The organism is Flavobacterium davisii, assembly GCF_042182265.1.
GTDB classification, from domain to species: Bacteria; Bacteroidota; Bacteroidia; order Flavobacteriales; family Flavobacteriaceae; genus Flavobacterium; species Flavobacterium davisii.
In genome coordinates, this window is the sequence record NZ_CP097869.1 from 586,414 (window position 1) to 610,347 (window position 23,934).

18 protein-coding genes are annotated in these 23,934 nt (G+C 32.1%); 6 read left to right on the forward strand and 12 right to left on the reverse strand.

Annotation, left to right across the window (positions count from 1 at the left end):
• Window positions 1-176 precede the first annotated feature (176 nt).
• Window positions 177-413 (reverse strand): acyl carrier protein, encoded by a 237-nt coding sequence (locus NAB20_RS02395; protein ID WP_014166687.1) that lies wholly within the window; start codon window positions 411-413, stop codon window positions 177-179.
• A gap of 219 nt (window positions 414-632) precedes the next feature.
• Between NAB20_RS02395 and NAB20_RS02400 the strand changes: the two genes are divergently transcribed.
• Window positions 633-1,199, forward strand: coding sequence for a phosphoribosylglycinamide formyltransferase (locus NAB20_RS02400; protein WP_105195655.1), 567 nt, complete (start codon window positions 633-635; stop codon window positions 1,197-1,199).
• Window positions 1,200-1,211: 12 nt separating this feature from the next.
• Window positions 1,212-1,691, forward strand: coding sequence for a ribonuclease HI (gene rnhA, locus NAB20_RS02405; protein ID WP_088391786.1), 480 nt, complete (start codon window positions 1,212-1,214; stop codon window positions 1,689-1,691).
• An 875-nt stretch (window positions 1,692-2,566) separates the two neighbouring features.
• Here the strand turns inward: rnhA and NAB20_RS02410 are convergent.
• The 3 genes from NAB20_RS02410 to ileS all read right to left on the reverse strand — a co-directional run bounded on the left by NAB20_RS02410 (window position 2,567) and on the right by ileS (window position 7,177).
• On the reverse strand, window positions 2,567-3,163 hold the full coding sequence (locus NAB20_RS02410; protein ID WP_088391782.1) for a lipoprotein signal peptidase: 597 nt from the start codon (window positions 3,161-3,163) through the stop codon (window positions 2,567-2,569).
• Between the two features lie 114 nt (window positions 3,164-3,277).
• Window positions 3,278-3,658, reverse strand: coding sequence for a TraR/DksA C4-type zinc finger protein (locus tag NAB20_RS02415; protein WP_088391780.1), 381 nt, complete (start codon window positions 3,656-3,658; stop codon window positions 3,278-3,280).
• Window positions 3,659-3,712: 54 nt separating this feature from the next.
• On the reverse strand, window positions 3,713-7,177 hold the full coding sequence (gene ileS, locus NAB20_RS02420; RefSeq protein WP_375605443.1) for an isoleucine--tRNA ligase: 3,465 nt from the start codon (window positions 7,175-7,177) through the stop codon (window positions 3,713-3,715).
• Between the two features lie 333 nt (window positions 7,178-7,510).
• Here ileS and NAB20_RS02425 point away from each other — a divergent pair, with 333 nt between their 5' ends.
• Window positions 7,511-8,221, forward strand: coding sequence for a hypothetical protein (locus NAB20_RS02425; protein WP_105195653.1), 711 nt, complete (start codon window positions 7,511-7,513; stop codon window positions 8,219-8,221).
• A gap of 5 nt (window positions 8,222-8,226) precedes the next feature.
• Entirely contained in the window at window positions 8,227-8,892 is a 666-nt protein-coding gene (locus NAB20_RS02430; RefSeq protein WP_375605444.1) for a hypothetical protein, read from the forward strand.
• Between the two features lie 9 nt (window positions 8,893-8,901).
• Here the strand turns inward: NAB20_RS02430 and recO are convergent, their stop codons facing one another.
• The 4 genes from recO to gdhA form a co-directional block, all read right to left on the reverse strand.
• Window positions 8,902-9,621, reverse strand: a complete 720-nt coding sequence (gene recO, locus NAB20_RS02435; RefSeq protein WP_105195651.1) for a DNA repair protein RecO — start codon at window positions 9,619-9,621, stop codon at window positions 8,902-8,904.
• A 4-nt stretch (window positions 9,622-9,625) separates the two neighbouring features.
• The gene (locus NAB20_RS02440) at window positions 9,626-10,621 is read right to left on the reverse strand and encodes an acyltransferase (protein WP_105195650.1); all 996 of its coding nucleotides are present in this window, start codon (window positions 10,619-10,621) and stop codon (window positions 9,626-9,628) included.
• Between the two features lie 3 nt (window positions 10,622-10,624).
• Window positions 10,625-12,913 (reverse strand): two-component regulator propeller domain-containing protein, encoded by a 2,289-nt coding sequence (locus NAB20_RS02445; protein ID WP_105195649.1) that lies wholly within the window; start codon window positions 12,911-12,913, stop codon window positions 10,625-10,627.
• A 116-nt stretch (window positions 12,914-13,029) separates the two neighbouring features.
• Window positions 13,030-14,373 (reverse strand): NADP-specific glutamate dehydrogenase, encoded by a 1,344-nt coding sequence (gene gdhA / locus NAB20_RS02450; protein WP_105195648.1) that lies wholly within the window; start codon window positions 14,371-14,373, stop codon window positions 13,030-13,032.
• Window positions 14,374-14,566: 193 nt separating this feature from the next.
• On the opposite strand from gdhA, the gene NAB20_RS02455 reads away from it, so the two are divergent.
• Window positions 14,567-15,370 (forward strand): glutamate dehydrogenase, encoded by an 804-nt coding sequence (locus NAB20_RS02455; RefSeq protein ID WP_164849086.1) that lies wholly within the window; start codon window positions 14,567-14,569, stop codon window positions 15,368-15,370.
• Between the two features lie 149 nt (window positions 15,371-15,519).
• Here NAB20_RS02455 and NAB20_RS02460 read toward each other — a convergent pair whose 3' ends face one another.
• From NAB20_RS02460 to NAB20_RS02475, 4 genes are all read right to left on the reverse strand, one after another.
• Complete coding sequence (locus NAB20_RS02460; protein ID WP_105195647.1) at window positions 15,520-16,668, reverse strand: cystathionine gamma-synthase; 1,149 nt, start codon at window positions 16,666-16,668, stop codon at window positions 15,520-15,522.
• Between the two features lie 987 nt (window positions 16,669-17,655).
• Window positions 17,656-19,224, reverse strand: coding sequence for an aldehyde dehydrogenase family protein (locus NAB20_RS02465; protein ID WP_105195646.1), 1,569 nt, complete (start codon window positions 19,222-19,224; stop codon window positions 17,656-17,658).
• 78 nt (window positions 19,225-19,302) lie between these two features.
• On the reverse strand, window positions 19,303-19,833 hold the full coding sequence (locus tag NAB20_RS02470; RefSeq protein ID WP_088391754.1) for a 3-hydroxyanthranilate 3,4-dioxygenase: 531 nt from the start codon (window positions 19,831-19,833) through the stop codon (window positions 19,303-19,305).
• 55 nt (window positions 19,834-19,888) lie between these two features.
• A complete protein-coding gene (locus tag NAB20_RS02475) occupies window positions 19,889-20,980 on the reverse strand; it encodes an endonuclease (protein ID WP_105195644.1) in 1,092 nt (363 codons plus the stop codon).
• A gap of 137 nt (window positions 20,981-21,117) precedes the next feature.
• On the opposite strand from NAB20_RS02475, the gene NAB20_RS02480 reads away from it, so the two are divergent.
• The gene (locus tag NAB20_RS02480; protein ID WP_375605445.1) at window positions 21,118-23,928 is read left to right on the forward strand and encodes a carboxypeptidase-like regulatory domain-containing protein; all 2,811 of its coding nucleotides are present in this window, start codon (window positions 21,118-21,120) and stop codon (window positions 23,926-23,928) included.
• The last annotated feature ends 6 nt before the right edge of the window (window positions 23,929-23,934 follow it).

A 23,934-nucleotide genomic window follows, 5' to 3' on the forward strand; every position in this document is an offset into this window, starting at 1 on the left:
TAATATAAAAAACCCCAAAGAACTTTTAATAATAACTAAAAGAAACAATGGGTATTACAGAATATGATATGATTGTAATACAATCAATGTTTGTCCAAATCTAAAAAAGATCTTTATAAAGTCAGTAAAAAAATAAGAACATCTGTAAGCTATTTACTTACAGATGTCATTATTTATTATTTTTTAGCTTCTTCGATATAAGAGATAGCTTGACCTACAGTAGCAATGTTTTCAGCTTGGTCATCTGGAATTTGAATATCAAACTCTTTTTCGAATTCCATGATTAGCTCAACAGTGTCTAATGAATCAGCTCCTAAATCGTTAGTGAAGCTTGCTTCAGAAACTACTTCGTTTTCGTCAACACCTAATTTGTCCACGATAATCGCTTTTACTCTTGATGCAATGTCTGACATAATCTTTAATTTTAAATTTTAATTAGTTGGCAAAAATAAAAAAATTATTTAATTACTCCTTTTTTGTTTCATAAATCTGATCACGAAATTATAAAATTAATTTTATAAAGGAGATGCTTTTTTGATTATTTGTCATGAATTATTCTTTTTTTTGCATTTTAAATGCTTTTAAATTTCTGAAATACTAAATTTACTGCTATAACAACATGTAAAACAACTATGAAAAACATTGTACTATTTGCCTCTGGATCAGGATCTAACGCTGAAAAAATCATATTGCATTTCAAAAATAACGCTAAAATAAATGTAGCTCAAATTTATTCTAACAATATAAACGCCAAAGTTTTAGAGCGAGCTAAAAATCATGAAATTCCAACTCTAACTTTTACAAAAGAAGAATTGAATTCAGATTTTATCTTAGAAAAATTAAATGATCTAAAACCTGACTTAATTGTTTTGGCTGGCTTTTTATTAAAATTCCCCGAAAATATCATTAATGCTTATCCTAATCAAATTATCAACATACACCCTGCACTTTTACCTAAATATGGAGGCAAAGGAATGTATGGTATGAATGTACATCAGGCTGTTTTAGAAAATAAAGAAAAAGAAACAGGTATTACAATTCATTACGTAAATAAATATTATGATGAAGGTGCTATTATTGCACAATACATTACGAATATAGAGGGTTGTCAAAAAGCGGAGGAAATAGCAACAGCTGTTCACCTACTAGAACACACATACTTTCCTGTTGAAATAGAGAAACTTTTAAACTTTAACTAACAAACACACAAAATGTCACACCAAGTACATATTTATACTGATGGAGCTGCAAAAGGAAATCCAGGACCTGGAGGTTACGGAGTGGTTATGGAGCTGGTAGGAACACCTTATAAGAAGGAATTTTTTGAAGGCTTCCGATTAACTACTAATAACCGTATGGAACTATTAGCAGCAATAGTAGGCTTAGAAAAATTAAAACAAGCCAACATGAGGGTCTTAGTTATTTCCGATTCAAAATACGTAGTAGATGCTGTGGAAAAAAAATGGGTAATAGGCTGGGAAAAGACGGGTTTTAAAGGAAAGAAAAATCCTGATTTATGGCAACGTTTCTTAAAAACATATCGTCAGCATCAAGTTGATTTCAAATGGATAAAAGGTCATAATAATCATCCTCAGAATGAGCGTTGTGATCAATTGGCTGTAATGGCATCACAACAAAAAAAACTTTCAGTTGATCAATTTTATGAAGAAGAAAGTAACAAATTGTTATAAATTAAAATCTTCGTTATTCTTTTTTAAATAAAAGAATCGTAAAAAAGTAAAAAAATACTACTTCTTCAATAAATATTAATTTTAACTTCTACTAAAAAACAGACTACAAATTTTTAAAATAAGCCAATACACTCATCGTTTACTCTATTCCTTTTTGATAATCACACATAGCATTCCAAAAGAAGGTCAAACATATTATTTCTAAAAACACATACAGTCCTCCTTTATCTGGATTCTAAAACATTCCGCATAATATTTCTTTAACCCAGATTACGTATTAGAAATCTATTACACTTTGTTTTCTTCCAATTCAAGCACGTACTCAAATTTTATTCATCGAAATAGTTGACTATTTCATCTTCTAGGATTTTCCGTGAGCGCTTGAAGTTATTGAAAAATTTTGTTTCACAACGAAGTCTAACGCGCAATCTGGGGTTAATCTAAATTTGCATTAGACTTCATGGCAAAGATGAAAAGGCAAAGAAAATAAAAATGTACGGGAATTTTTCTTGTAGATATGGAATCCAAAAGCTGCAATTTAACGCTTGGTTTGTCCCTTCGAGCAAAGAGAGAAGTCACATTATCAATAGTATGTCATTACTTCCGTTATATAAATGATAAGATTGCAAACTTTTAAGACAAGCTAACCAAGAACAAAAAAATATACTTTTTTTAGATTTAAATAATAAATGATTTCCAGCATCAATAACAAAAAATGGAAGGTCTAATTTAGCTTGTTTCTTCTCTTGGCATAGAAGAAACATCATCTGCACTATAGAATTAGATTTATCTATCATTTCGCTCAATCTTTCTTATAATGAAAATGATGAGAATGCAAACTTTTTAAAATACTTTCCTTAATAAAATCTCAAACACTATTTATTTCCAAATACTTTTTTATTAAAAACTATTAATATACCTACTCCTGTAGATATAGCAATATCAGCTACATTGAAAATGGCATTGAAAAAAGTAAAGTATTTTCCCCCAAAAACAGGCAACCAAGAAGGCAGTTCTCCTTGCCAAATAGGGAAATAAAACATATCTACGACTTTCCCATACAACCAAGTCCCATAAGCCCTATTTGAAAAAGCTGTTGCTAATTGTCCTTCACTATGATCAAAAATAACACCATAAAAAACAGAGTCTAAAATATTACCGAAGGCACCTGCTAAAATTAGTGAAATAGCTATGATTAACAAATTAGAAGCTTTTTCTTTTACTGATTGCCATAACCAGTAGCCAATTCCAAAAACGGCAAAAATTCTAAAAGTTGTCAATATTAATTTACCATATATCCCTGGCAATTCAACTCCCCACGCCATACCTTCATTTTCTACAAAAAGGAACTTAAACCATTTTGTTACAACAACCTCTTCATGTAACATGAAGTTTGTTTTTACATATATTTTGGATATTTGATCTATTAATAAAACTAGGAAAACTATTAAATAGGCTTTTTTTAGATTCATTTTTAAACTTTTGATGGGCAAAAATAAGGAATAATGTAATACAAATTAAGGAAACTTGAATAAGATAAAAAACGCTCCTTTTTTAGGAGCGTTTAGTAAATCGTTTTCGATATGTTATTTTTGCATATTTTTAGCTTCGATACTCATCGTAGCATGCGGAACTAATTTCAAACGCTCTTTTGCTATTAATTTTCCTGTTACTTTACAAATACCATACGTTTTATTTTCGATACGAATTAAGGCATTTTTTAAATCTCGTATAAATTTTTCTTGACGGGTAGCTAGTTGAGAGTTTGCTTCTTTACTCATGGTTTCGCTTCCTTCTTCAAATGCTTTGAAAGTAGGTGAAGTATCATCTGTACCATTATTCAAATCATTTAAGTAAGCACTTTTAATAAGTTCTAAGTCTACCTTGGCCTTTTCTAATTTAGTCTGGATTAACTCCTTAAATTCCGCTAAATCTGAATCCGAATATCTAATTTGTTCTTCCACCATAATTTAATGCGTTTTTGGTTAATATCTGGTTTAGTTTGTTTTCTAAAAACTTTTTTATTTTGTTATATAAATTTTTGTTTTGAGATTATCGAACTCAATTTCTGTGCCATTTTCTACATTTTCAGCAAAGATTAATTCTTCTGTTAATGTTTCGGCTTGAATATATTCTAAATTATTTGCAACAGCTCCTTTTATTTCATCTTGGTTCATCATGGTAACCTTAATTTTGTCTGTTACTTCAAAACCAGAATCTTTACGAATATTCTGGATGCGGTTTACCAATTCACGTGCAATTCCTTCTTTTCTTAACTCATCTGAAATTGTAATATCTAGCGCCACTGTTATTCCTCCTGAATTAGCTACTAACCAACCTTCAATATCTTGCGATGTAATTTCTACATCTTGGATTGTCAAGATAGTACTATTTCCTGAAATAACAACTGCTATCTCTCCTTTTCTTTCTATTTCTGCTATTTGTTCTTGCGAAAAAGCTTGTATTTCTTTAGAAATCAATCCCATATCTTTGCCAAACTTTGGTCCTAAAGCTTTAAAATTGGGTTTAATTTGTTTAACCAAAACACCTGAAGCATCATCTAAAAGCTCTATTTCTTTTACATTCACTTCGGCTTTTATCAAGTCCGCTACTGCCTCTATTTCAAGCCGTTGAACTTCATCTAGTATCGGAATCATAATTTTTTGTAACGGCTGTCTTACTTTTATCATTTCCTTTTTACGAAGTGACAAAACTAATGATGAAACCGTTTGCGCTTTCAACATTTTGCTTTCTAGCGTTTTATCTATACAACTTTCTATTGAAACTGGAAAATTTGCTAAGTGTACACTATCAAAATTTTCTTTTTGGGTTGTTGCATTTAAATCTTTATACAAACGATCCATGAAGAATGGAGCGATTGGAGCCGATAATTTAGCAACTGTTTCTAAACAGGTATAAAGTGTTTGGTAAGCTGCAATTTTATCGGTACCATAATCCCCTTTCCAGAATCTACGACGACATAAACGCACGTACCAGTTACTTAAATTTTCTTGAACAAAATCAGAAATTACACGGGCAGCTTTTGTTGGTTCATAATCTGCATACGCTTCATCTACTGATTGAATCAAAGTATTTAATTCTGATAGAATCCAACGGTCAATCTCAGGTCTTTCGTTTAATGGAATTTCTGTTTCTTTATATTTAAATCCATCAATATTAGCATATAACGCAAAGAAAGAGTAGGTATTATATAATGTACCAAAAAATTTACGTCGTACTTCGGCTACACCCTCAATATCAAATTTCAGGTTATCCCAAGGATTTGCATTTGAAATCATATACCAACGTGTAGCATCTGGTCCATATTCTGCTAATGTAGTAAATGGATCTACTGCATTACCTAAACGTTTTGACATTTTTTGTCCGTTTTTATCTAATACTAATCCGTTTGAAACTACATTTTTATAGGCTACTTTATCAAAAACCAAAGTTCCAATAGCATGAAGTGTATAAAACCATCCACGCGTTTGGTCAACACCTTCCGCGATGAAATCCGCTGGGAACGATTGATTACCATCTATCAAGTCTTTGTTTTCAAATGGATAATGCCATTGTGCATAAGGCATTGCTCCCGAATCAAACCAAACATCAATTAAATCTGTTTCACGATTCATAGGTTTTCCAGAAGCCGAAACTAAAACGATATTGTCTACTACATTTTTGTGTAAGTCTACTAAATCATAATTTGTTTCGTCCATATTACCAATCACAAATCCTTTGAATGGATTTTCGGTCATTAGACCTACTGTAATGGCTTTTTCGATTTCGTTATATAATTCTTCAACAGAACCGATACAGATTTCTTCGGTTTTATCTTCTGTTCTCCAGATTGGCAATGGAATTCCCCAATATCTTGAACGTGATAAGTTCCAATCGTTGGCATTTTTTAACCAATTTCCGAAACGTCCTTCACCTGTTGCTTTTGGCTTCCAATTGATGGTTTCATTCAAATCAAACATTCTATCTTTTACCTCAGTTACCTTAATGAACCAAGAATCTAAAGGATAGTATAAAATTGGTTTATCAGTTCTCCAACAATGAGGATAACTGTGTACGTATTTTTCAACTTTGAAAGCTTTGTTTTGCTCTTTCAATAAAATCGCGATTTCTACATCAATTGATTTTTCAGGAGCTTCACCTTCATTGTAATATTCGTTTTTAACATATTTACCGCCAAATTCTCCTAGTTGCGCTACAAATTTACCTTGTAAATCAACTAAAGGAACTGGATTACCATTCTCATCTAATATCAACATTGGTGGTACTTCTGGCGTTGCTTCTTTAGCCACTTTTGCATCATCGGCACCAAAAGTAGGCGCTGTATGTACGATACCTGTACCGTCTTCGGTAGTAACAAAATCACCCGCAATTACTCGGAATGCGTTTTCTGGTGTTTGATAAGGCAATGCCCACGGTAATAATTGTTCGTATTTGATTCCAACCAAATCAGCACCTCTTGTTTCAGCCAAGATTTGGTAAGGGATGAGCCCCCTAGCCCCCGAAGGGGGAACATGTAGAAACTTATCTTCTAAGTCTTTAAACTCTTCATTAGTTTCTACTGCTTTATATTTTTTATCAAATTGCTTTGAAATCAAGTTTTTAGCCAATATAACGTTAACTGGCTCAAAAGTATATTGATTAAATGTTTTCACTAAAACATAATCGATTTTAGGACCTACCGTTAATGCTGTATTACTTGGTAACGTCCAAGGTGTCGTTGTCCAAGCTAAGAAATGAAAACCAGCCCCCTCTAACTCCCTCAAAAGGGGAGAACCCAAACGAAACGCTTTAGCAACGTCATTTCCCCCTTCGGGGTTTAAGGGGCTCTTAAATTGGGCAACTATCGTGGTATCCGTAACATCACGATACGAACCGGGTTGGTTTACTTCGTGTGATGATAAACCTGTACCTGCTTTTGGTGAATACGGCTGTATGGTATAGCCTTTATATAACAAATCTTTAGTATAGATTTGTTTTAATAACCACCAAACCGATTCCATGTATTTAGATTTATAGGTCACATACGGATCTTCCATATCTACCCAGTACCCCATTTTTTCGGTAAGGTCATTCCATACATCTGTATAACGCATCACGGTACGCTTACACGCTTCGTTGTATTCTGTTACAGAAATACTTTTACCTATGTCTTCCTTGGTAATTCCTAATTCTTTTTCAGTTCCTAATTCTACAGGAAGTCCGTGCGTATCCCAACCTGCTTTACGCTTTACTTGATATCCTTTTAGAGTTTTATAACGACAAAAAATATCTTTAATCGCACGTGCCATTACGTGATGAATACCTGGTAATCCGTTTGCTGAAGGAGGCCCTTCAAAAAACACATACGGGGTAGCTCCTTCACGCGAAGTTACCGATTGTTCAAAGACATTGTTTTTTTTCCAAAAATCAAGTACTTCAGAGGCCACTGTTGGCAAGTTAAGTCCTTTGTATTCGTTGAAATTCATATCGTTATATTCTATTAAAAATCAATCGGCGAATGTAATGATTTATAAATCAATGGCAAAAAAAAAAGACATATTTAACCCAAATTCCGCTTTTAGACTCGAACGAAGTAAATTGGCAAAGCTAATCTTTTTCTTTTTCTTCCAATTTAAGTACGTACTCTCATTTTAAGTATCCAAATAGCTCCTTGTTTCTTATTTTAAAATTTTCGTGAGATTTGATTTCAAAAACGAAGTCTAATACAGAATCTGGATTTAATACAATGACCGAAATAATTATTTGTTTAAAAAATTAAAAAAAATGTATTTTTACATTCATACTTAAAGGATTCTTAAATGATAAAAAAAAGTACAGTTTTTCTTCTTTGGTTGTGCACAATCATTTGCTACGCTCAATCAAACGTTGGGATTAATACCGCAGCTCCTACTGAGACATTAGATATTAATGGTGATCTAAGAATACAAAACTTACCTGACGGAAATAATGCTAATACTTATTCAAAAACATTAGTAACGAACACTTCCACTACGACACTAATGAATGGAGGAGCCTATACCGACGGGCATGTTTTTTTAGATGTTTTATCTACCTTGGCGGTATATTATTGGAACACAACAAGTACAGCAGGTTTTGATATGATTACGCAAAATTTTACTACTATAAAATCTAATCAAGTCGTTGATGTTAATTTAGATCTTCCTTTTAGAATATCTGCTTTTGCATCAACTACTCCACCTGGACACAACGGAACTCCCTTAGTTTTTAGCGCAGATACTCGTGTTGTAAAAACTTTTATTTACCTAAATGGAGGCTCTTACACCAACAAATTAATTGCAGCAAAAACTCAATATCTTAGTGGAAGCTTCAAAGAAACTGGAATTTATGGCACTAATTTAAGTTCTCAAATTTCATTACCTACACTGGGTACATATACAATTACGGTTCGTGTAGAAACTAATTGTATAGACGGGTCTTCATTCAGGATAAACTATAATCCTACTACTGTGGGAAAAACAAATTATTTAAAACTAACTTCTGTAAATTAAGAGATATGAAAAATATCATAAAAATAGTTATTCTTTTCGTTTTTAATTTTTCAATAGCGCAAGTTGGAATTGGAACCGATACACCGACAGCAACCTTAGATGTTAATGGAACGGCAAGGATTAGAACCTTAAATGACGGTTCTAACAGTGCTACTTATCCCTATTTTATCGTGGCAGATCCATTAGGAAATCTGGCAAAAGCAGACAGACCATCTAAGTTATTCACTTCTTTAGAACCTACTTTTACCTTGAATACAAATATAACGAGTGATACGCAAACTACTAATACTTTATACAGTACTACTGTAACGACAAGTGTGGCTAATCAGGTATTACAAATTAGTTGTTTAATTCCCTATCGCCTTTGCGATAATACCATTACTACCAATCCCCCTACTTATCATGCTTCTACTAGAGTTTTAACCTACGAATGTATTTTAAACACGGGAAGTGATAATACAATTGCACATGAAACTGTTTTCTTTAGTGGAGGAAATCGCTTGAAGGAAACTCATTATTGCAACCTATCAGGAAATATCACAGTTACGACACCTGGTACCTATACCTTACGAATAAACTCGAAAGCGGACGCTCCAAGCGGTGCAGCTTATCGAGTTGAACATAACATTAGTGGCACTACAGGCAGGATTTTTATTTACTCTAGCAATTAATTAAATTAATCAGGTATGATAAAACTCTTTTAAGACCTCTAAAGAGTAAGGCTTTTTGAAATTTTCTATATGTAGGGCGTAAAAATCTAAAAGAACTTCTAAAAGCCTTTGACGTTTTAAATAATCTAGTTTAAAATTAGTAATATCATCAAAATTTGAAGACATAAAAAGTTTTAAGATATGTGAGGTTTCTTCATCTATAACAGAAGAAGTAGCTTCTAAAACGAAACAACCTTCATTTAAATCAAAAAAAGGGAAATCCTCATTAATTAAATCTGGATAAAAACCTAAAAATTTAGTTAATTCTATTAAAAAGTTAAGATGAAAATTAACGGCATAATCATGGGTATCTAACCATGTCATAGCGGTTTCTAAAAATAAATAAAGGGGCTCATTTTTTTCTTCTTCTTTAATTACATAATGCAAAATTTCAGATAAAAATAAAGTAATAGTACTTTTAACAACATCAAAAGGGATGCTATGATAAGGAACAGCTGTTTTAACTTCTTTAAAATACTTCAACCCTCCTTTCCCTTTATGATTAACCTCAATTTCAAGAATAGTTAAAGGCTGAAAGTACGCTATACGTTGACTATTTTTTTTATTAGAAAAAGCAGAAGGTACGAAATAAGAAACTACACCTTGACTTTGCGTAAAACATTTTACTATTAAGGATTTTTCTTGATACCGAATGGCACTTAAAACAATTGCTTTTGTCTTGGTTAGCATAAAATTACTTGCGATTTAAAAAACGTTTTTCTACCAAATGCCATGATAAATAGGCAAACAGATAAGTTATTAGTATTAATATTACACTAATCACTACGGGATTATATCTTTGAAAAAATCGAAAATGAACAAAAACTTGTATTATGGGAAAATGATATAGGTAAATACCATACGTATAATCTGCTTTGGCACTAAATTTATTTAAAAAAGGAAGTGAATAAGCTAAAAACAAAACCGTAATTCCTAAAGTAAAAGGAAAGAATAAATCGTTATTTAAATAATATAGTTGAATAAAAAATAAAAACCACGCTCCTACCAAAAATGCTTTTTTATTTTGAATAAAAAAATCGAAATTTAAATAAATATAAATCCCAATAGCAAAATAAGCTAATTTTCCTGGAAGTTGTTTTTCTAATAATGGTAAATGTAAAAGCTCTAACATTATATAGGAATATAAAATAGATATGAAATAAACAAAAGCTAATACTAGGGTTTCTTTTTTACTTTTTTTGATGAAATAAAACAATATGGGAAGGGTAAGATAAAAACCTTCTTCTATCTTCATAGTCCACAAAGAACCATTTACAAAAGGAAGTGGATTTGTAGCAAATACATTAGGAAGGCAGGGTTCTAGAAAATTTAAAAAAAATAGGTTCCAAAAAAAATAACGGCATGTCATCTTGTTTGTAAAATAATCCCAAAAAGAAAGGGTTGAAATACTGGAAAGAATTACAACTGAAAAAATTATTGTTATTATATATGCAGGTAAAATTCGTTTGGCTCTTTTTAGAAAGTAAATTTTCAAACTAGGTGTCCTTGTTAAACTTTTACTAACCAAAAAACCACTTAAAACGAAAAAACTGCTAACAGCTAAATTGGATTTACAAAAAAGACTTAGTAGATATAATGTTTTATCTTTTGTTAACTCTACTAAATGAGCTAACATAATGATGTTAGCCATTAAAAAACGGAGAAAATTAATACTGTTTTGTTTTAACATTTCTTATCGAATAATCAATAATTTTTTAACAACGGTATCTTCTCCTTCTTCATCTGAAACGAGCACAACATAAACCCCTGATGATACTTTTGTTTTAGCAAAAGATAGGGTATCCCATTCTATTGTTCCTCCTTGTGAAATACTTTCAAATACTAGATTTCCTTCTATATCTGTAATTTTAACATTACTTTTATCTTTTAATCCTGTAATTTTAACCATTCCTTTGTGTTCTGGTCTATAAGGGTTAGGGTAAATATAGGTATTTGAATAATCTTTAGTACCAGCTGTAGCTAAACTTTGATAAGAGACAGTTCCATTATTGGTAGCAAAATAAACCTTTCCTGTTGTTTGATCAATTTCTATATCATCTACTATATTACTGGGTAAAGGTGAATTTTCTTTTGTAAAATGTAATTTTGTTTGTTGTCCGTCTGGCGAAATCAGAAAAACCCCTGATTCTTCAACTGAAACCCATTTATTATTAGCTCCATCTACTTCTATATCTAAAATATTAGATTGATAAAAAAGTTCTTGAGCGGTTCCATCTTCTAATAAAATAATTTGTTTTGTATCTAACGTAGTATCTGTTAAAAATGAATTAACATTTGGTAAGTATCGTAAACCATTAAAAGTACCAATCCATAATTGATTGTTGTTGTCAAGAGCTAAAGAACGAACATCACTATCAGGCAAGCTTCCTTTTCCTTTTATATGATTTATAACTATGTTTTTATTTAATTTTTCATTAAATCCTATTACTCCTGTTTGTAATGTTCCCAACCATTTTGTCCCATTTTTATCAATTTTCATGGAGGAAAAATTATCTTCTTTGGGTTTTACCGAAATATCTTTTATTGAATAGCTTTTCCATTTATTATTTTTATCAAGAGAAAAAAGTGCATTTTCTGCTCGGCTACTTGTCATCCATAAATCGCCATTCGAATCAAAATTGGGAGTATTTAAAAGAACAACATTAGGTATTAACTCATCTTTTAACGGGCTATTTTCTTTATTATATAAATTAGTAGCTATAAAATTATCTAATTTTAGTAGTCCGCTAAAAAAAGAGCCTATAAATACTTCATTTTTATTTTTAGGATTAAATGCAATACTTGAAAGTGCTCTTGCTTCTAACAAATCTTTGTAATCGAGATTCGTCCATTTTTCATTGGAATAAATACTAATTCCAGATCTACTAGGTCCTCCACAGCAATACTGATAAGGGTTATATTGTTTGCTATATCCACCGAAAACCACCCAAAGCACATCATTGACTGCTTTTATCCTAAAAAAACGATTTTTTTCTGGACAGCTAGGAGTTAAATTAGTAATCAACTGAGGAGTATTTAAATCTATTGAATACAAACCATTGCTTTCTGTTCCTGTATAAATCTTATTATTTCTAAAAGAGGAACTGGTAAAAAATGATTTAAATTGATCTCCCCAAATTAGTTGTTTAATTGATGTTCCGTTTTCATCAAAAATATCAACGTAATTAGAAGAGGTTATAATTAATTTATCTTCATTATAATTGATATCTTTTGGATTTTGTAAAACGGATGTTATGTACGAAATGGAATTATCTTCTTTTAATTCATGTATCGCTCCTGTTTCTGATACTAAAATTTTTTTTGTTTTGGTTGGTTTTAAATTAAACCAACTTCCAGGTTGTATGATTTTCCACTGATTAAAATCAATTAAAAAAGGATTACTTAGTTTAGCGGCATAAAGACCATTAGATTTGACAATTGCATAAATAGTATCATTGACTATTGTAGTACTTATAATTTCTTGCTCTGAACCTCCTGTTCCTATAAAAAATGTATCTCCGAACTGGGAATTATTCATATCTAAAACGGTAATACCATATCCTGTAGAAATATACACTTTCCCTTTATATTCTTCAAAGTGATTGATTCTTTTTTTACTTGCCAAGATATTAGGTTTATCCTCTATTCCTTTTAGATAAAACATCGAACCATCTGTTTCATTTACAATAATAACTAAACCGTTAGAATGACCTACGATTGTTTTATTATAAGTTGGGCTATAATGAATTTGGGTAATAGGATCTCCTGAAAGACCTTCTATTGTTGATTTTTTTTCTGATTGGTTTGTATCGAGATTAGATAAAAAATAGGCATTATCGGCCGCTATTACTATTTTGTTTTCTACTAATTGAAGATCTTTAACTGCATTATAAGAATAATAGCCTTTCCAAGGATTGGCTTCTTGTGTAAAAACGTAAGAAAAGTTTAGGAGTATAAATAAAAATGCAGCCCAATTCTTCATATCTTTTTGATTTCTGGTCACAAATATACTCTAAAAACGAAACAAGTTTATTTTTTGGTATCAATAAAAAAGCACTTGAAAAAACAAGTGCCTTTTATTATTCGAAATGACAGGTATTATACTACTCCTTGCGCTAACATAGCATCTGCTACTTTCACGAAACCAGCAATATTTGCTCCTTTTACATAATCTACAAAACCAGATTCATCTTTACCATAAGTAACACACGCTTCGTGAATATCACTCATGATACGTTGTAATCTTTGATCTACTTCTTCTCTAGTCCAACTTAAACGTAAAGAGTTTTGTGACATTTCAAGACCAGAAGTAGCTACTCCTCCTGCATTAGAAGCTTTACCTGGAGCAAATAAGATTTTGTTTTTGATAAAGATTTCAACTGCTTCTGGAGTAGAAGGCATGTTAGCACCTTCAGCTACACAGATACATCCGTTAGTTACTAATAACTGTGCTTCTTCACCATTTAATTCGTTTTGTGTAGCACACGGTAATGCAATATCACATTTTACTTCCCAAGGACGTTTTCCTTCAACGAATTTAGCGTTTGGATATTTAGCTACATACTCATTAATTCTTCCATAACGTTCATTTTTGATTTCCATAATGTACGCTAATTTGTCAGCATCAATACCATCAGCATCATAGATATATCCTGAAGAATCAGAAGCTGTAACAACTTTAGCTCCTAATTGTGTTGCTTTTTCGATAGCATATTGCGCCACATTACCAGAACCAGAAACAACTACTGTTTTACCAGCAAAGCTTTCACCTCTTGTAGCTAACATATTTTGAGCAAAATATACATCCCCGTAACCTGTAGCTTCAGGACGAATTAACGAACCACCAAAAGTAATTCCTTTTCCAGTTAATACACCTGTAAATTCATTACGTAATTTTTTGTATTGACCATACATATAGCCTACTTCACGACCTCCAACACCAATATCACCAGCAGGAACATCTGTATCAGCTCCAATGTGACGTGCTAATTCTGTCATGAAAGCTTGACAAAAACGCATGATTTCATTATCTGATTTTCCTTTAGGATCAAAATTAGAACCACCTTTACCACCACCCATTGGTAATGTAGTCAAAGAGTTTTTGAAAACTTGTTCAAAAGCTAAAAATTTTAAGATGCTTAAGTTTACAGAAGGATGGAAACGTAATCCTCCTTTGTATGGACCAATAGCCGAATTCATCTGAATACGGTATCCTTTATTAACTTGTGTTTGCCCTTTATCGTCTACCCAAGCCACTCGGAACATAATTACTCGCTCTGGTTCTACCATACGCTCTAACAATGTCTTTCCTTGGTATTTAGGATTTGATTCAATGAAAGGTATAACTGTTTCTGCAACCTCTCTTACAGCTTGTAAGAACTCAGGTTCATTTGGATTGTTTTTTGCAACTGCTTCAACAAAAGCTTCAATACTTTGTGACATAATTTTATTCTTTTATTTTCGTTTTAATATAAAAAACGTTTTTTCGTTTGGTGAGCAAATATACAGTTATCTAAATAATTTACATAGTAAAAAATTAATAAACTTCGCGCTTTTTTTTAAATATTTTAAACAATTTATCTCCAAAATGGGTGATGTTTTTATATATTTGTCTAATCAAGCTAAAAATGAGTTTATGCTAAAAATATATCGTTTTGTTTTACTTTTTCTTTTAGGAACGAATTCTAATTTGTTTGCTCAATCTGGTTTTTCCAATGAGCTAGGATTGGTTATAGGCCCTGTTGCTTTTCAATCAGATTACGGAGAGCGTAATAATTTAGAAACAGATGCAGGAAACACAGGAATAGGTATTGGGCTTGTACATTATATAAATTTTGCCTACCGATCTGACTGTAATTGTTATACACATGACACTTATTTCAATGATCACTTTAAAATAAGAACCGAGTTATCATACAATAAAACAAAACTAAATCATTTTGGTAAATTAGCTGACAAAACTTCTATTGGAGGCAGACAACTAAATGCGATGGAAGGATCTTCTTCAATAACTAATATCGGAATGCAGTTAGAATATTATCCTTTAAGCATTCGTGATTTTTCTTCTTACACTGGAAATTTTGCTCCATACATTAGCTTAGGCGCCCAATATAGCTTTTTTAATCCTCAAGTTAAAACTTCTTATGGAAATGGAGTTCTTTTAAATCAAAACAATATTTTTCCAAAATACTGGAGTCCTTCTGACGGAAAGCCTCATGGTTTTTCTAATGATTCTGGAAGCACTTGGTCTGTCGTTGGAAGTGTCGGATCAAGATACAAGCTAAATCTGATGTCTGACTTAATAATTGATTTACGTTGGCAATATTTTAATTCAAACTGGGTAGACGGATTAAATCCAAACCAAAATTTATACCCTGAAAATAAAGCCAATGATTGGCTAGTTTGGTTAAATTTTGGCTATATTTATTATTTAAATTAGCAGGAAATACAAAAAAACTATCTAAAAAGCAATAAATAAACATCTAGTTTATCACTTCGACAAGGGGAGAAGTCACATTATCAATATTATGCGATTTCTCCCGCTGATCGAAATAAGAAAATGACTATCTTTCTGAGCAACCTTATTTTTTACGCAAATGCTTGCTGTAAATCATCTATCAAATCTTGAATATCTTCAACCCCAACACTCAAACGTACTAAATCATCCGATATTCCTATTTCTTTTCTTTTATCTTCTGGTATTGAAGCATGGGTCATTAAAGCTGGATGATTGGCTAATGATTCTACTCCACCTAAAGATTCTGCTAGTGTAAATACTTTTAATTTCTTAAGAAAACTAACGGCGTCCTCCTTAAGCCCTGATTTAAATGTAAAAGTCACCATACCACCAAAACCTCCTATCATTTGCTTTTTTGCTACCTCATAAAAAGGATGGGTTTCTAACCCAGGATAATACACCTTTTCAACTTTGGGATTATTTACTAAAAATTCTGCAATCTTGGCTCCATTTTCACAATGACGCTGAACACGTAAATGCAAAGTTTTAATTCCTCTCAAAACTAAAAATGAATCATTAGGCCCTAAAGTAGCTCCTGTAGCAAATTGTTGAAAATGCAACTGATTTCCTAATTCTTCATCTTTTACAATTAAAGCGCCTGCAATTACATCAGAATGCCCTCCTAGGTATTTAGTAGCTGAGTGCATTACGATATCCGCTCCTAAATCAAGGGGTTTTTGCAAATAAGGTGTTGCAAATGTATTATCTACAGCAAAAAGAATATTAGAGTACTTTTTAGTAATTTGAGCAATCGCTTCAATATCAGCCAATTTCATTAATGGATTAGTTGGTGTTTCAACCCAAACTAAACGTGTATTTTCGTTAATTAATGATTCAAATTTAGGCAGATCATTCATATCTACAAAATGAAACTTTATACCCGATTCTTTATAAATACGGGTAAACATACGATAAGTCCCTCCATATAAATCATCCATAGCAATTACCTCATCACCTGACTTTAAGCCTCTTAAGACACAATCCGTAGCTGCTAAACCCGACGAAAAAGCTAATCCTCGTGTTCCGTTTTCTATACTTGCCAAAGCATTTTCTAAGGCTGTACGAGTAGGATTTGCTGCTCTACTGTATTCATATCCGTTATTTGGAACACCTGGATCATGTTGCGCAAAAGTAGAGGTATTATAAACAGGAGGCATAACAGCTCCTGTACTTGGGTCATGCTGTTGACCACCGTGTATGGCTTTTGTATTAAATTTCATATATTTAAATTTTATTTTTAGAAAACATTGTATTGCCTTTTATCATGGGCATTTAAATATGCCGACTAATAGTTTATGATTATTTCATCATTTTTATTTAAAATCAAAAAACAAACCGTTTTGTCTGAACAAAAATAATTAATTAAACACTTGTGCGCCATTTTTTATAAAGGTTTCTTCTGCTGCAATACTTTTCTTATTTTTATTAATAGAATACCTTAGAAGAATTTGTTTATATTTTGAATTAACGAATTTTACTCGTTATTCATTTCCAAGAGGGTTTTGTTAGTATGTAATAATTCAGGCAGAGTAACTTCTATTTGATACATCTTATAAATCAGTTCTATGGCTTTATCTGGCGATAGCGCATATTTTCATTTTCAATGACCTTTCAAGTTTTTTTATGAACAGTATAAACAGCAAACAACAGGTAAATGTAAGCTTCGATTCTTTTTGTAAATGATGATAAATGGAACCAGTTCGTAAATCCGTTTTGACATTCTAAAAGCTCTTTCTATCTACCACGAGCTTTTATCGCTATCCATGATTCCCTCTGGTTTTAGGTTCTAATTTGGCTACATAGCTTTTCAAACCCAGATTATGTCTCAGAAATTTATTATAAATAAAAAAGACTTTGAATCTAAAAAAGTGTACTTTTTACCTTCTATTAGGTTATCTTGAAAGTTTGTAATCTTGCCATTTACACAAAAGGGGAGATTATATAATATTAATAATGTGACTTCTTCATTCAGCCTAAGCGGACAAATGAATCGTCAATTTATGGATTTTACCCACACCTCTACAAGAAAATTTTCCTTGCCTTTTTATTTTCTTCATCTTCTCATCTTCACCCCGAAATCTGGATTACCTCCTTCTTTCTTAGAATCATCTATACAAATACTAGTTCTATAAATGTCTGAATATTTTAAAAAAAAGAGGTTGTCTAAAAATTTAGAACAACCTCCTAAAAAGATATTATAACTTATATTACAAATCAAATTTTATACCTTGTGCTAAAGGCAAATCCGTTGTATAGTTAATTGTATTGGTTTGTCTTCTCATGTATACTTTCCAAGCATCAGATCCAGACTCGCGTCCACCACCTGTTTCTTTTTCACCACCAAATGCACCACCAATTTCTGCTCCTGATGTACCAATATTTACGTTAGCAATACCACAATCAGAACCTGCGTGTGATAAGAATGCTTCTGCTTCGCGTAAATTATTTGTCATAATTGCAGATGATAAACCTTGCGCTACACCGTTTTGAATTTCAATAGCATTCATAACGTCTCCACTATATTTCAATAAATATAATACAGGTGCAAATGTTTCGTGTTGAACGATTTCAAAATGATTTTGAGCCTCTGCAATTGCTGGTTTCACATAACAACCACTTTCATAACCTTCTCCTGTTAATACGCCTCCTGACACAATAACATTACCTCCTTCTGCCACTACTTTTTCTAATGCTTTGTTATAAGCTACAACAGCATCTGTATCAATAAGTGGTCCTACGTGATTATTTTGATCTAATGGATTCCCTATTCTTAACTGACCATAAGCGGCAACAATAGCATCTTTTACTTTATCATAAATATCTTCATGAATAATTAAACGACGAGTAGAAGTACAACGTTGACCTGCTGTTCCTACTGCTCCAAACACAGCACCAATTACAGTCATTTTAATATCAGCATCTGGAGTAACAATAATTGCGTTGTTTCCTCCTAATTCTAGTAATGAATTTCCTAAGCGTGCAGCACAAGCTTGAGCAACTATTTTACCCATACGAGTTGAACCTGTAGCAGATACCAAAGGAACTCTAGTATCATGTGTCATTAATTCACCTACTTTATAATCACCATTAATGATACAAGAAATACCTTCTGGCAGATTATTTTCTTTTAAAACTTCTGCTATAATATTTTGACAAGCTATTGAACACAAAGGGGTTTTTTCAGATGGTTTCCACACACATACATCTCCACAAATCCAAGCTAAAGCAGTATTCCAAGACCAAACCGCTACAGGAAAGTTGAACGCTGAAATAATCCCTACTACTCCTAGTGGATGGTATTGTTCATACATTCTGTGTCCAAAGCGCTCAGAGTGCATCGTTAAACCATGTAATTGACGAGAAAGACCTACTGCAAAGTCACAAATATCAATCATTTCTTGAACTTCTCCCAAACCTTCTTGGTATGATTTACCCATTTCATACGAAACTAATTTCCCAAGAGGTTCTTTATATTTTCTCAATTTTTCACCAAACTGACGAACGATTTCACCTCTTTTGGGAGCTGGCATCATCTTAAAAGTTTTAAATGCGGTAGTAGCCGCTTCCATTACTTTTTCATAGTCTTCTTTTGTTGAAGCTTTTACTTTTCCAATTAATTGACCATCTACAGGTGAATACGACTCCATGATTTCACCATTAGCAAACCAATTAGATCCTGTTGAGGTACCTAAATTGATATCTTTTACGCCTAATTGCTCTAATGCTTCAACAATTCCAAATTGTTGAGCTACTGTTGATTGTGTTATTGTTGACATTGTAACTTTTTTATCAAGTTTTGTTAAAATAGATTGCAAATTTATAACTTATTATCTAAATAATTAAGTCTATGATTGTTAATCTTGAACAAATCGAGAGTCTGTTTCCATAACATGACTACATTTCGTACAAGTTCTTTTTTCTTTGGAAGAATAAAATGCTTTAAAATGGCTCAGAAAATCTTTTTCAATATCATTTAATTCAAAATATACCTCGTGTAATTTTTCATTACAATTATCACAAAACCACAACAAACCATCTGTGGCTTGTGTTCTTTTACGCTCTATTACTAAACCTATAGAGTTTTCTGTACGACTAGGTGAATGTGGAATTTTAGCTGGATGTAAATACATATCGCCAGCGGCAAGCTTTATTTCTTTTTTTTGTCCATTTTCTTGAATGTAAATGGTTATTTCTCCTTCTAGTTGATAAAACAATTCTTCTGTTTCATTGTAATGGTAATCTTTACGAGCATTAGGTCCGCCTACTATCATTACAATATAATCGTCTGAATCAACATACAGGTTTTTATTAGCAACAGGTGGTTTTAAAAGATGGCGATTATCTTCTATCCATTTATTTAAATTGAATGGTTTTTTCACTGACATTTTTTATGTAAAAATATGAATAAAAAAATCCCGAATAAACGGGATTTTATTTTTTTTAGAATTCTTTTATTAGGTAAACATAGGAAGGAAAGTGATCAGAAAACCCAGGCCCTTCAGTGGTATTCCTAAGAGCATATCCTTTATATTGTCCCGTTTGTTGAATCATAAATGATTTATTATACACACCTGCTTTCCAATATTTCCAAGTTGAATAATCATTGTTATGTGGCAACAAAGTTTCTGTAAAAATAATTTGATCAAAAAAATCCCAAGCATCACGATGTGCTAAGGTGCCAATTCCTTTTTTTAACATTTTTTCTGCTGGATTATATAACCCTTGTGGTTTAACATCCTCTATCTCTCCTTTAGCTCCTAAAATTTCTTTAACACTCTTATTAAATGGTCCATCATTTAAATCCCCCATTGTGAAAATTTTCGCATTGGGATTAACAGTTTGTAAAGAGTCTATGATTTTCCTATTTAAAGCAGCAGCAGCTTCGCGTAATGGGCTACTAGCTTTTTCTCCTCCACGACGTGAAGGCCAATGATTTACTATAAAACTCATTTCTTCACCATCTAAAGTACCTGTTACCAAAATTTGATCTCTTGTATAAATCCTTCTAGTTTTAGTATCTACACTATTATCATCTGTTTCTCCTTCATTTTTATCTTTATCTTTTGCTTTTTTATCTTGTTGATCTTCCGATATAATTAAAGGGTAATTTTGATAGCTACTTGGATTAAAATGTTTTTTTTGATATAAAAATCCACAATCAATACCACGACGATCTGGAGAGTCAAAATGTACAATTCCGTAATTTAAATTAACCAATAATGGATGTTTAATAAGATCTTCTAAAACACGACGATTTTCTATTTCAGCTACACCTAACACTACGGGAGCGTTTTTTTGTTTATCACTTGTTCCTAACTCCGAAATAACATGAGCTAAATTATCTATCTTCTTTGCATAGTTCTCAGGAGTGTAAACAAAATCTTCATCATTTGTATTGGGGTCATTTACAGTATCAAAGAAGTTCTCCAAATTGTAAAATGCTATTGTATTAATAGCCACTCTTTTTGCCTGCGCAACACCTTCTATCGCCAATATCATAAAAAACAGACAAGTAATTTTAGTAAATTTCATATCTTTATATTAAAAAATCATTAAAACATAGAATATTTTCGCACCAAAAGTAAATAATTATATCAAATGTCATACATTTGTCGCCCTATTTTTAACCATTTAAAGTAGGAAAAGTAAATTAATTTTTAATTTTATTTATGAAAAAACTAGTTTTTAGTACCTTATTGGTACTACAGGCAGTTTTAGTTTTTGCACAACAACCAACAGGAATTTCAGGAAAGGTTATTGACTACAAAACTAATAAGCCTCTACAGAATGTAGTGACTACTATTGAAAACACTAACTTATCGCAGTTAACAAATTCGGAGGGTAAGTTTACCATTAAAGGCCTTCGAGCTGGTAAGCAGCTATTAAAAGTTAAAAGTGATGGCTATAAAGAACAACTTTTAGCCTTAGAAATTATCACTAATCAAATTTTAGATTTAGGGGTAATTATTCTTGAAGATGATTCTCAAAATCAAGAACAACAATTAAGTTTAGTTACTTTAACAGAAAATGATTTAGGTGACGACAATAGTGGCTCTGAAAGCACTTCTGGCCTTTTACAAGCCACCAGAGACACTTATCAACAGGCTGCTGCATTTAACTGGGGAGGAGCTCGTTTTAGAATTAGAGGATTAGACAATGAATACGGGAATACTATGATAAATGGTGTTTCCATGAACAAAATATGGGATGGTCGTGCTCAATGGAGCAATTGGGGTGGCCTTAATGATGCTACTAGAAATCAAGAATTTACTATGGGAAGCACCGCTTCCGACTATACATTTGGTAGTATATTAGGCACTCAAGAAATAAATACTAGAGCTTCTTTGTACAGACCTGGAACGCGAATTTCTTTTTCAGGAACTAACACTAATTACAACTGGAGAGCAATGGGTACTCATGCTTCTGGTTTAGACAGTAAAGGATGGGCTTTTGTGGTATCTGCTAGTAGAAGATGGGCTCAAGAAGGACATTTTGAAGGAACGGATATGGCGGCCAATTCATTATTTGCAAGTGTTGAAAAAAGATTGGGTAAAAAACATGTTTTAAACTTCACTTCCATTTATGCTCAAAATAGAAGAGGCAGAACCTCTCCTAATACAGATGAAGTAACAGATATTAAAGGATATAAATACAATTCTTATTGGGGTTGGCAAGAAGGAAAAAAACGCAATAGTAGAGACCGTTTTATAAATGAGCCTATCGTAATGTTAAGTCATTACTGGAAATTTAGCGACAAAACCAGATTAAATACGAATTTAGCATTTCAATCGGGTTCTATTGCCAATGCTAGACTAGCATATCCTGGCGGTAATAATCCAGATCCTACATACTACAAAAAGTTACCAAGTACTTATCTAAACCTAACAAATGAAAATACGGGTGCATGGATTCCAGACTACACAAGAGCCGCAAACGCTTTAGCTGATTTTAAAAACAATGGTCAAATCAACTGGGATGAAATGTATTATGCTAATACAAACCCTAACAATGTAGCTGGAAAAGCCTATTACTTATTGACTGAACAAAGAAATGACGATACACAAATTACCGCCAACTCAATATTAAATTCTCAATTTTCAGAAAAAATAAGTTTTAATGCAGCTGTAAATTTCAAAAATTTAAAATCACATCAATATGCTGTGGTAACAGATCTTTTAGGCGCTAAATACACCGAAAACTTTGATCCTTTTTATATATCAAAAGGTGATTTTGCCCAATTTGACCTAAATAATCCTAATCAAAAAATTCAACTTAATGATATTTTTGAATATAATTATAATTTAAGAGCTACTGTAATTGACGCTTTTACGCAATTTAAATTTAACTTCAAAAAAGCAGACTTCTACCTATCTCAAACTTTTTCCAGATCGGAATATGAAAGAGAAGGCTTATACAGAAATGGAAAATATGCCGCTAACTCATTCGGGAAAAGCGAACGCCCATCTTTTGACAACTATGGTTTTAAAGGAGGTATAACATACAAATTATCAAGCCGTCATTTATTTGACTTTAATGGTGCCTTTTTAACCAAAGCTCCTAACTTAAGAAATACGTTTGCTAATACTCGCTACAATAACAATGTAACGATTGATCTTGCTAGTGAAAAAATAGTTAGTGCAGATGCCAGCTATATCATTCGTACCCCTAAATTTAAATCTAGAATTACAGGGTTTTATAACAAAGTATCAAACACAACAAATGTAGCTTTCTTTTTTGCCGAAGGAGTTATTGACGAAGACACAAACAACGGTAATGACGATGCTTTTGTAAGTGAAATTGTAACAGGTATGGACAAAAAGAGTATTGGTAGTGAGTTAGGTATAGAATACCAAATTAGCTCCACAATCAAAGCTTCATTAGCTGGTTCATACGGTGAATACACTTACGACAACAATCCAACACTAAGACTTAATAATGATGCTGCGGCTACAGAATCTAACAACTATCCAGTTGAAAATTTTGGAAAAACATATCTAAAAGGATATAGAGTTGGTGGCATGCCACAAATAGCAGGTTCATTTGGTTTAGAATATCGTAATCCTAATTTTTGGTATGTAAGTGCTAATTATAACTATTTTGATCAAACTTATGTTGGCGTTTCAAATATTTTAAGAACAAATAATTTTACTATTGATGATAAAACAGGTATTTCTTACGATGGTGTTAATGAAAATTCAGTAAGAAAAGCCTTACAACAAGAGCGTTTGCCAGCGTACTTCTTATTAAACTTAAGCGGGGGTAAATCTTGGAGAGTAAAAAAAGGAGTTACCTTCGGTTTTTTTGCCACAGTTAACAACGCTTTAGATAAAATATTTAAAACAGGTGGTTTTGAACAAGCAAGAAAAGCAACATTCCCTTTACTAAACCAAGACTCACAAAGTGGTATCAGAACTTTTGGTTCAAAATATTTCTACGGTTATGGAAGGAACTTCTTTGTGAATTTATATGTTAATTTCTAAAAACAC

Excerpts from the sequence above, each read along its gene's own strand:
- NAB20_RS02395 (WP_014166687.1), bottom strand. The coding sequence starts at position 413 with ATGTCAGACATTGCATCAAGAGTAAAAGCGATTATCGTGGACAAATTA.
- NAB20_RS02400 (WP_105195655.1), top strand. The coding sequence starts at position 633 with ATGAAAAACATTGTACTATTTGCCTCTGGATCAGGATCTAACGCTGAA.
- rnhA (WP_088391786.1), top strand. The coding sequence starts at position 1,212 with ATGTCACACCAAGTACATATTTATACTGATGGAGCTGCAAAAGGAAAT.
- NAB20_RS02410 (WP_088391782.1), bottom strand. The coding sequence starts at position 3,163 with ATGAATCTAAAAAAAGCCTATTTAATAGTTTTCCTAGTTTTATTAATA.
- NAB20_RS02415 (WP_088391780.1), bottom strand. The coding sequence starts at position 3,658 with ATGGTGGAAGAACAAATTAGATATTCGGATTCAGATTTAGCGGAATTT.
- ileS (WP_375605443.1), bottom strand. The coding sequence starts at position 7,177 with ATGAATTTCAACGAATACAAAGGACTTAACTTGCCAACAGTGGCCTCT.
- NAB20_RS02425 (WP_105195653.1), top strand. The coding sequence starts at position 7,511 with ATGATAAAAAAAAGTACAGTTTTTCTTCTTTGGTTGTGCACAATCATT.
- NAB20_RS02430 (WP_375605444.1), top strand. The coding sequence starts at position 8,227 with ATGAAAAATATCATAAAAATAGTTATTCTTTTCGTTTTTAATTTTTCA.
- recO (WP_105195651.1), bottom strand. The coding sequence starts at position 9,621 with ATGCTAACCAAGACAAAAGCAATTGTTTTAAGTGCCATTCGGTATCAA.
- NAB20_RS02440 (WP_105195650.1), bottom strand. The coding sequence starts at position 10,621 with ATGTTAAAACAAAACAGTATTAATTTTCTCCGTTTTTTAATGGCTAAC.
- NAB20_RS02445 (WP_105195649.1), bottom strand. The coding sequence starts at position 12,913 with ATGAAGAATTGGGCTGCATTTTTATTTATACTCCTAAACTTTTCTTAC.
- gdhA (WP_105195648.1), bottom strand. The coding sequence starts at position 14,373 with ATGTCACAAAGTATTGAAGCTTTTGTTGAAGCAGTTGCAAAAAACAAT.
- NAB20_RS02455 (WP_164849086.1), top strand. The coding sequence starts at position 14,567 with ATGCTAAAAATATATCGTTTTGTTTTACTTTTTCTTTTAGGAACGAAT.
- NAB20_RS02460 (WP_105195647.1), bottom strand. The coding sequence starts at position 16,668 with ATGAAATTTAATACAAAAGCCATACACGGTGGTCAACAGCATGACCCA.
- NAB20_RS02465 (WP_105195646.1), bottom strand. The coding sequence starts at position 19,224 with ATGTCAACAATAACACAATCAACAGTAGCTCAACAATTTGGAATTGTT.
- NAB20_RS02470 (WP_088391754.1), bottom strand. The coding sequence starts at position 19,833 with ATGTCAGTGAAAAAACCATTCAATTTAAATAAATGGATAGAAGATAAT.
- NAB20_RS02475 (WP_105195644.1), bottom strand. The coding sequence starts at position 20,980 with ATGAAATTTACTAAAATTACTTGTCTGTTTTTTATGATATTGGCGATA.
- NAB20_RS02480 (WP_375605445.1), top strand. The coding sequence starts at position 21,118 with ATGAAAAAACTAGTTTTTAGTACCTTATTGGTACTACAGGCAGTTTTA.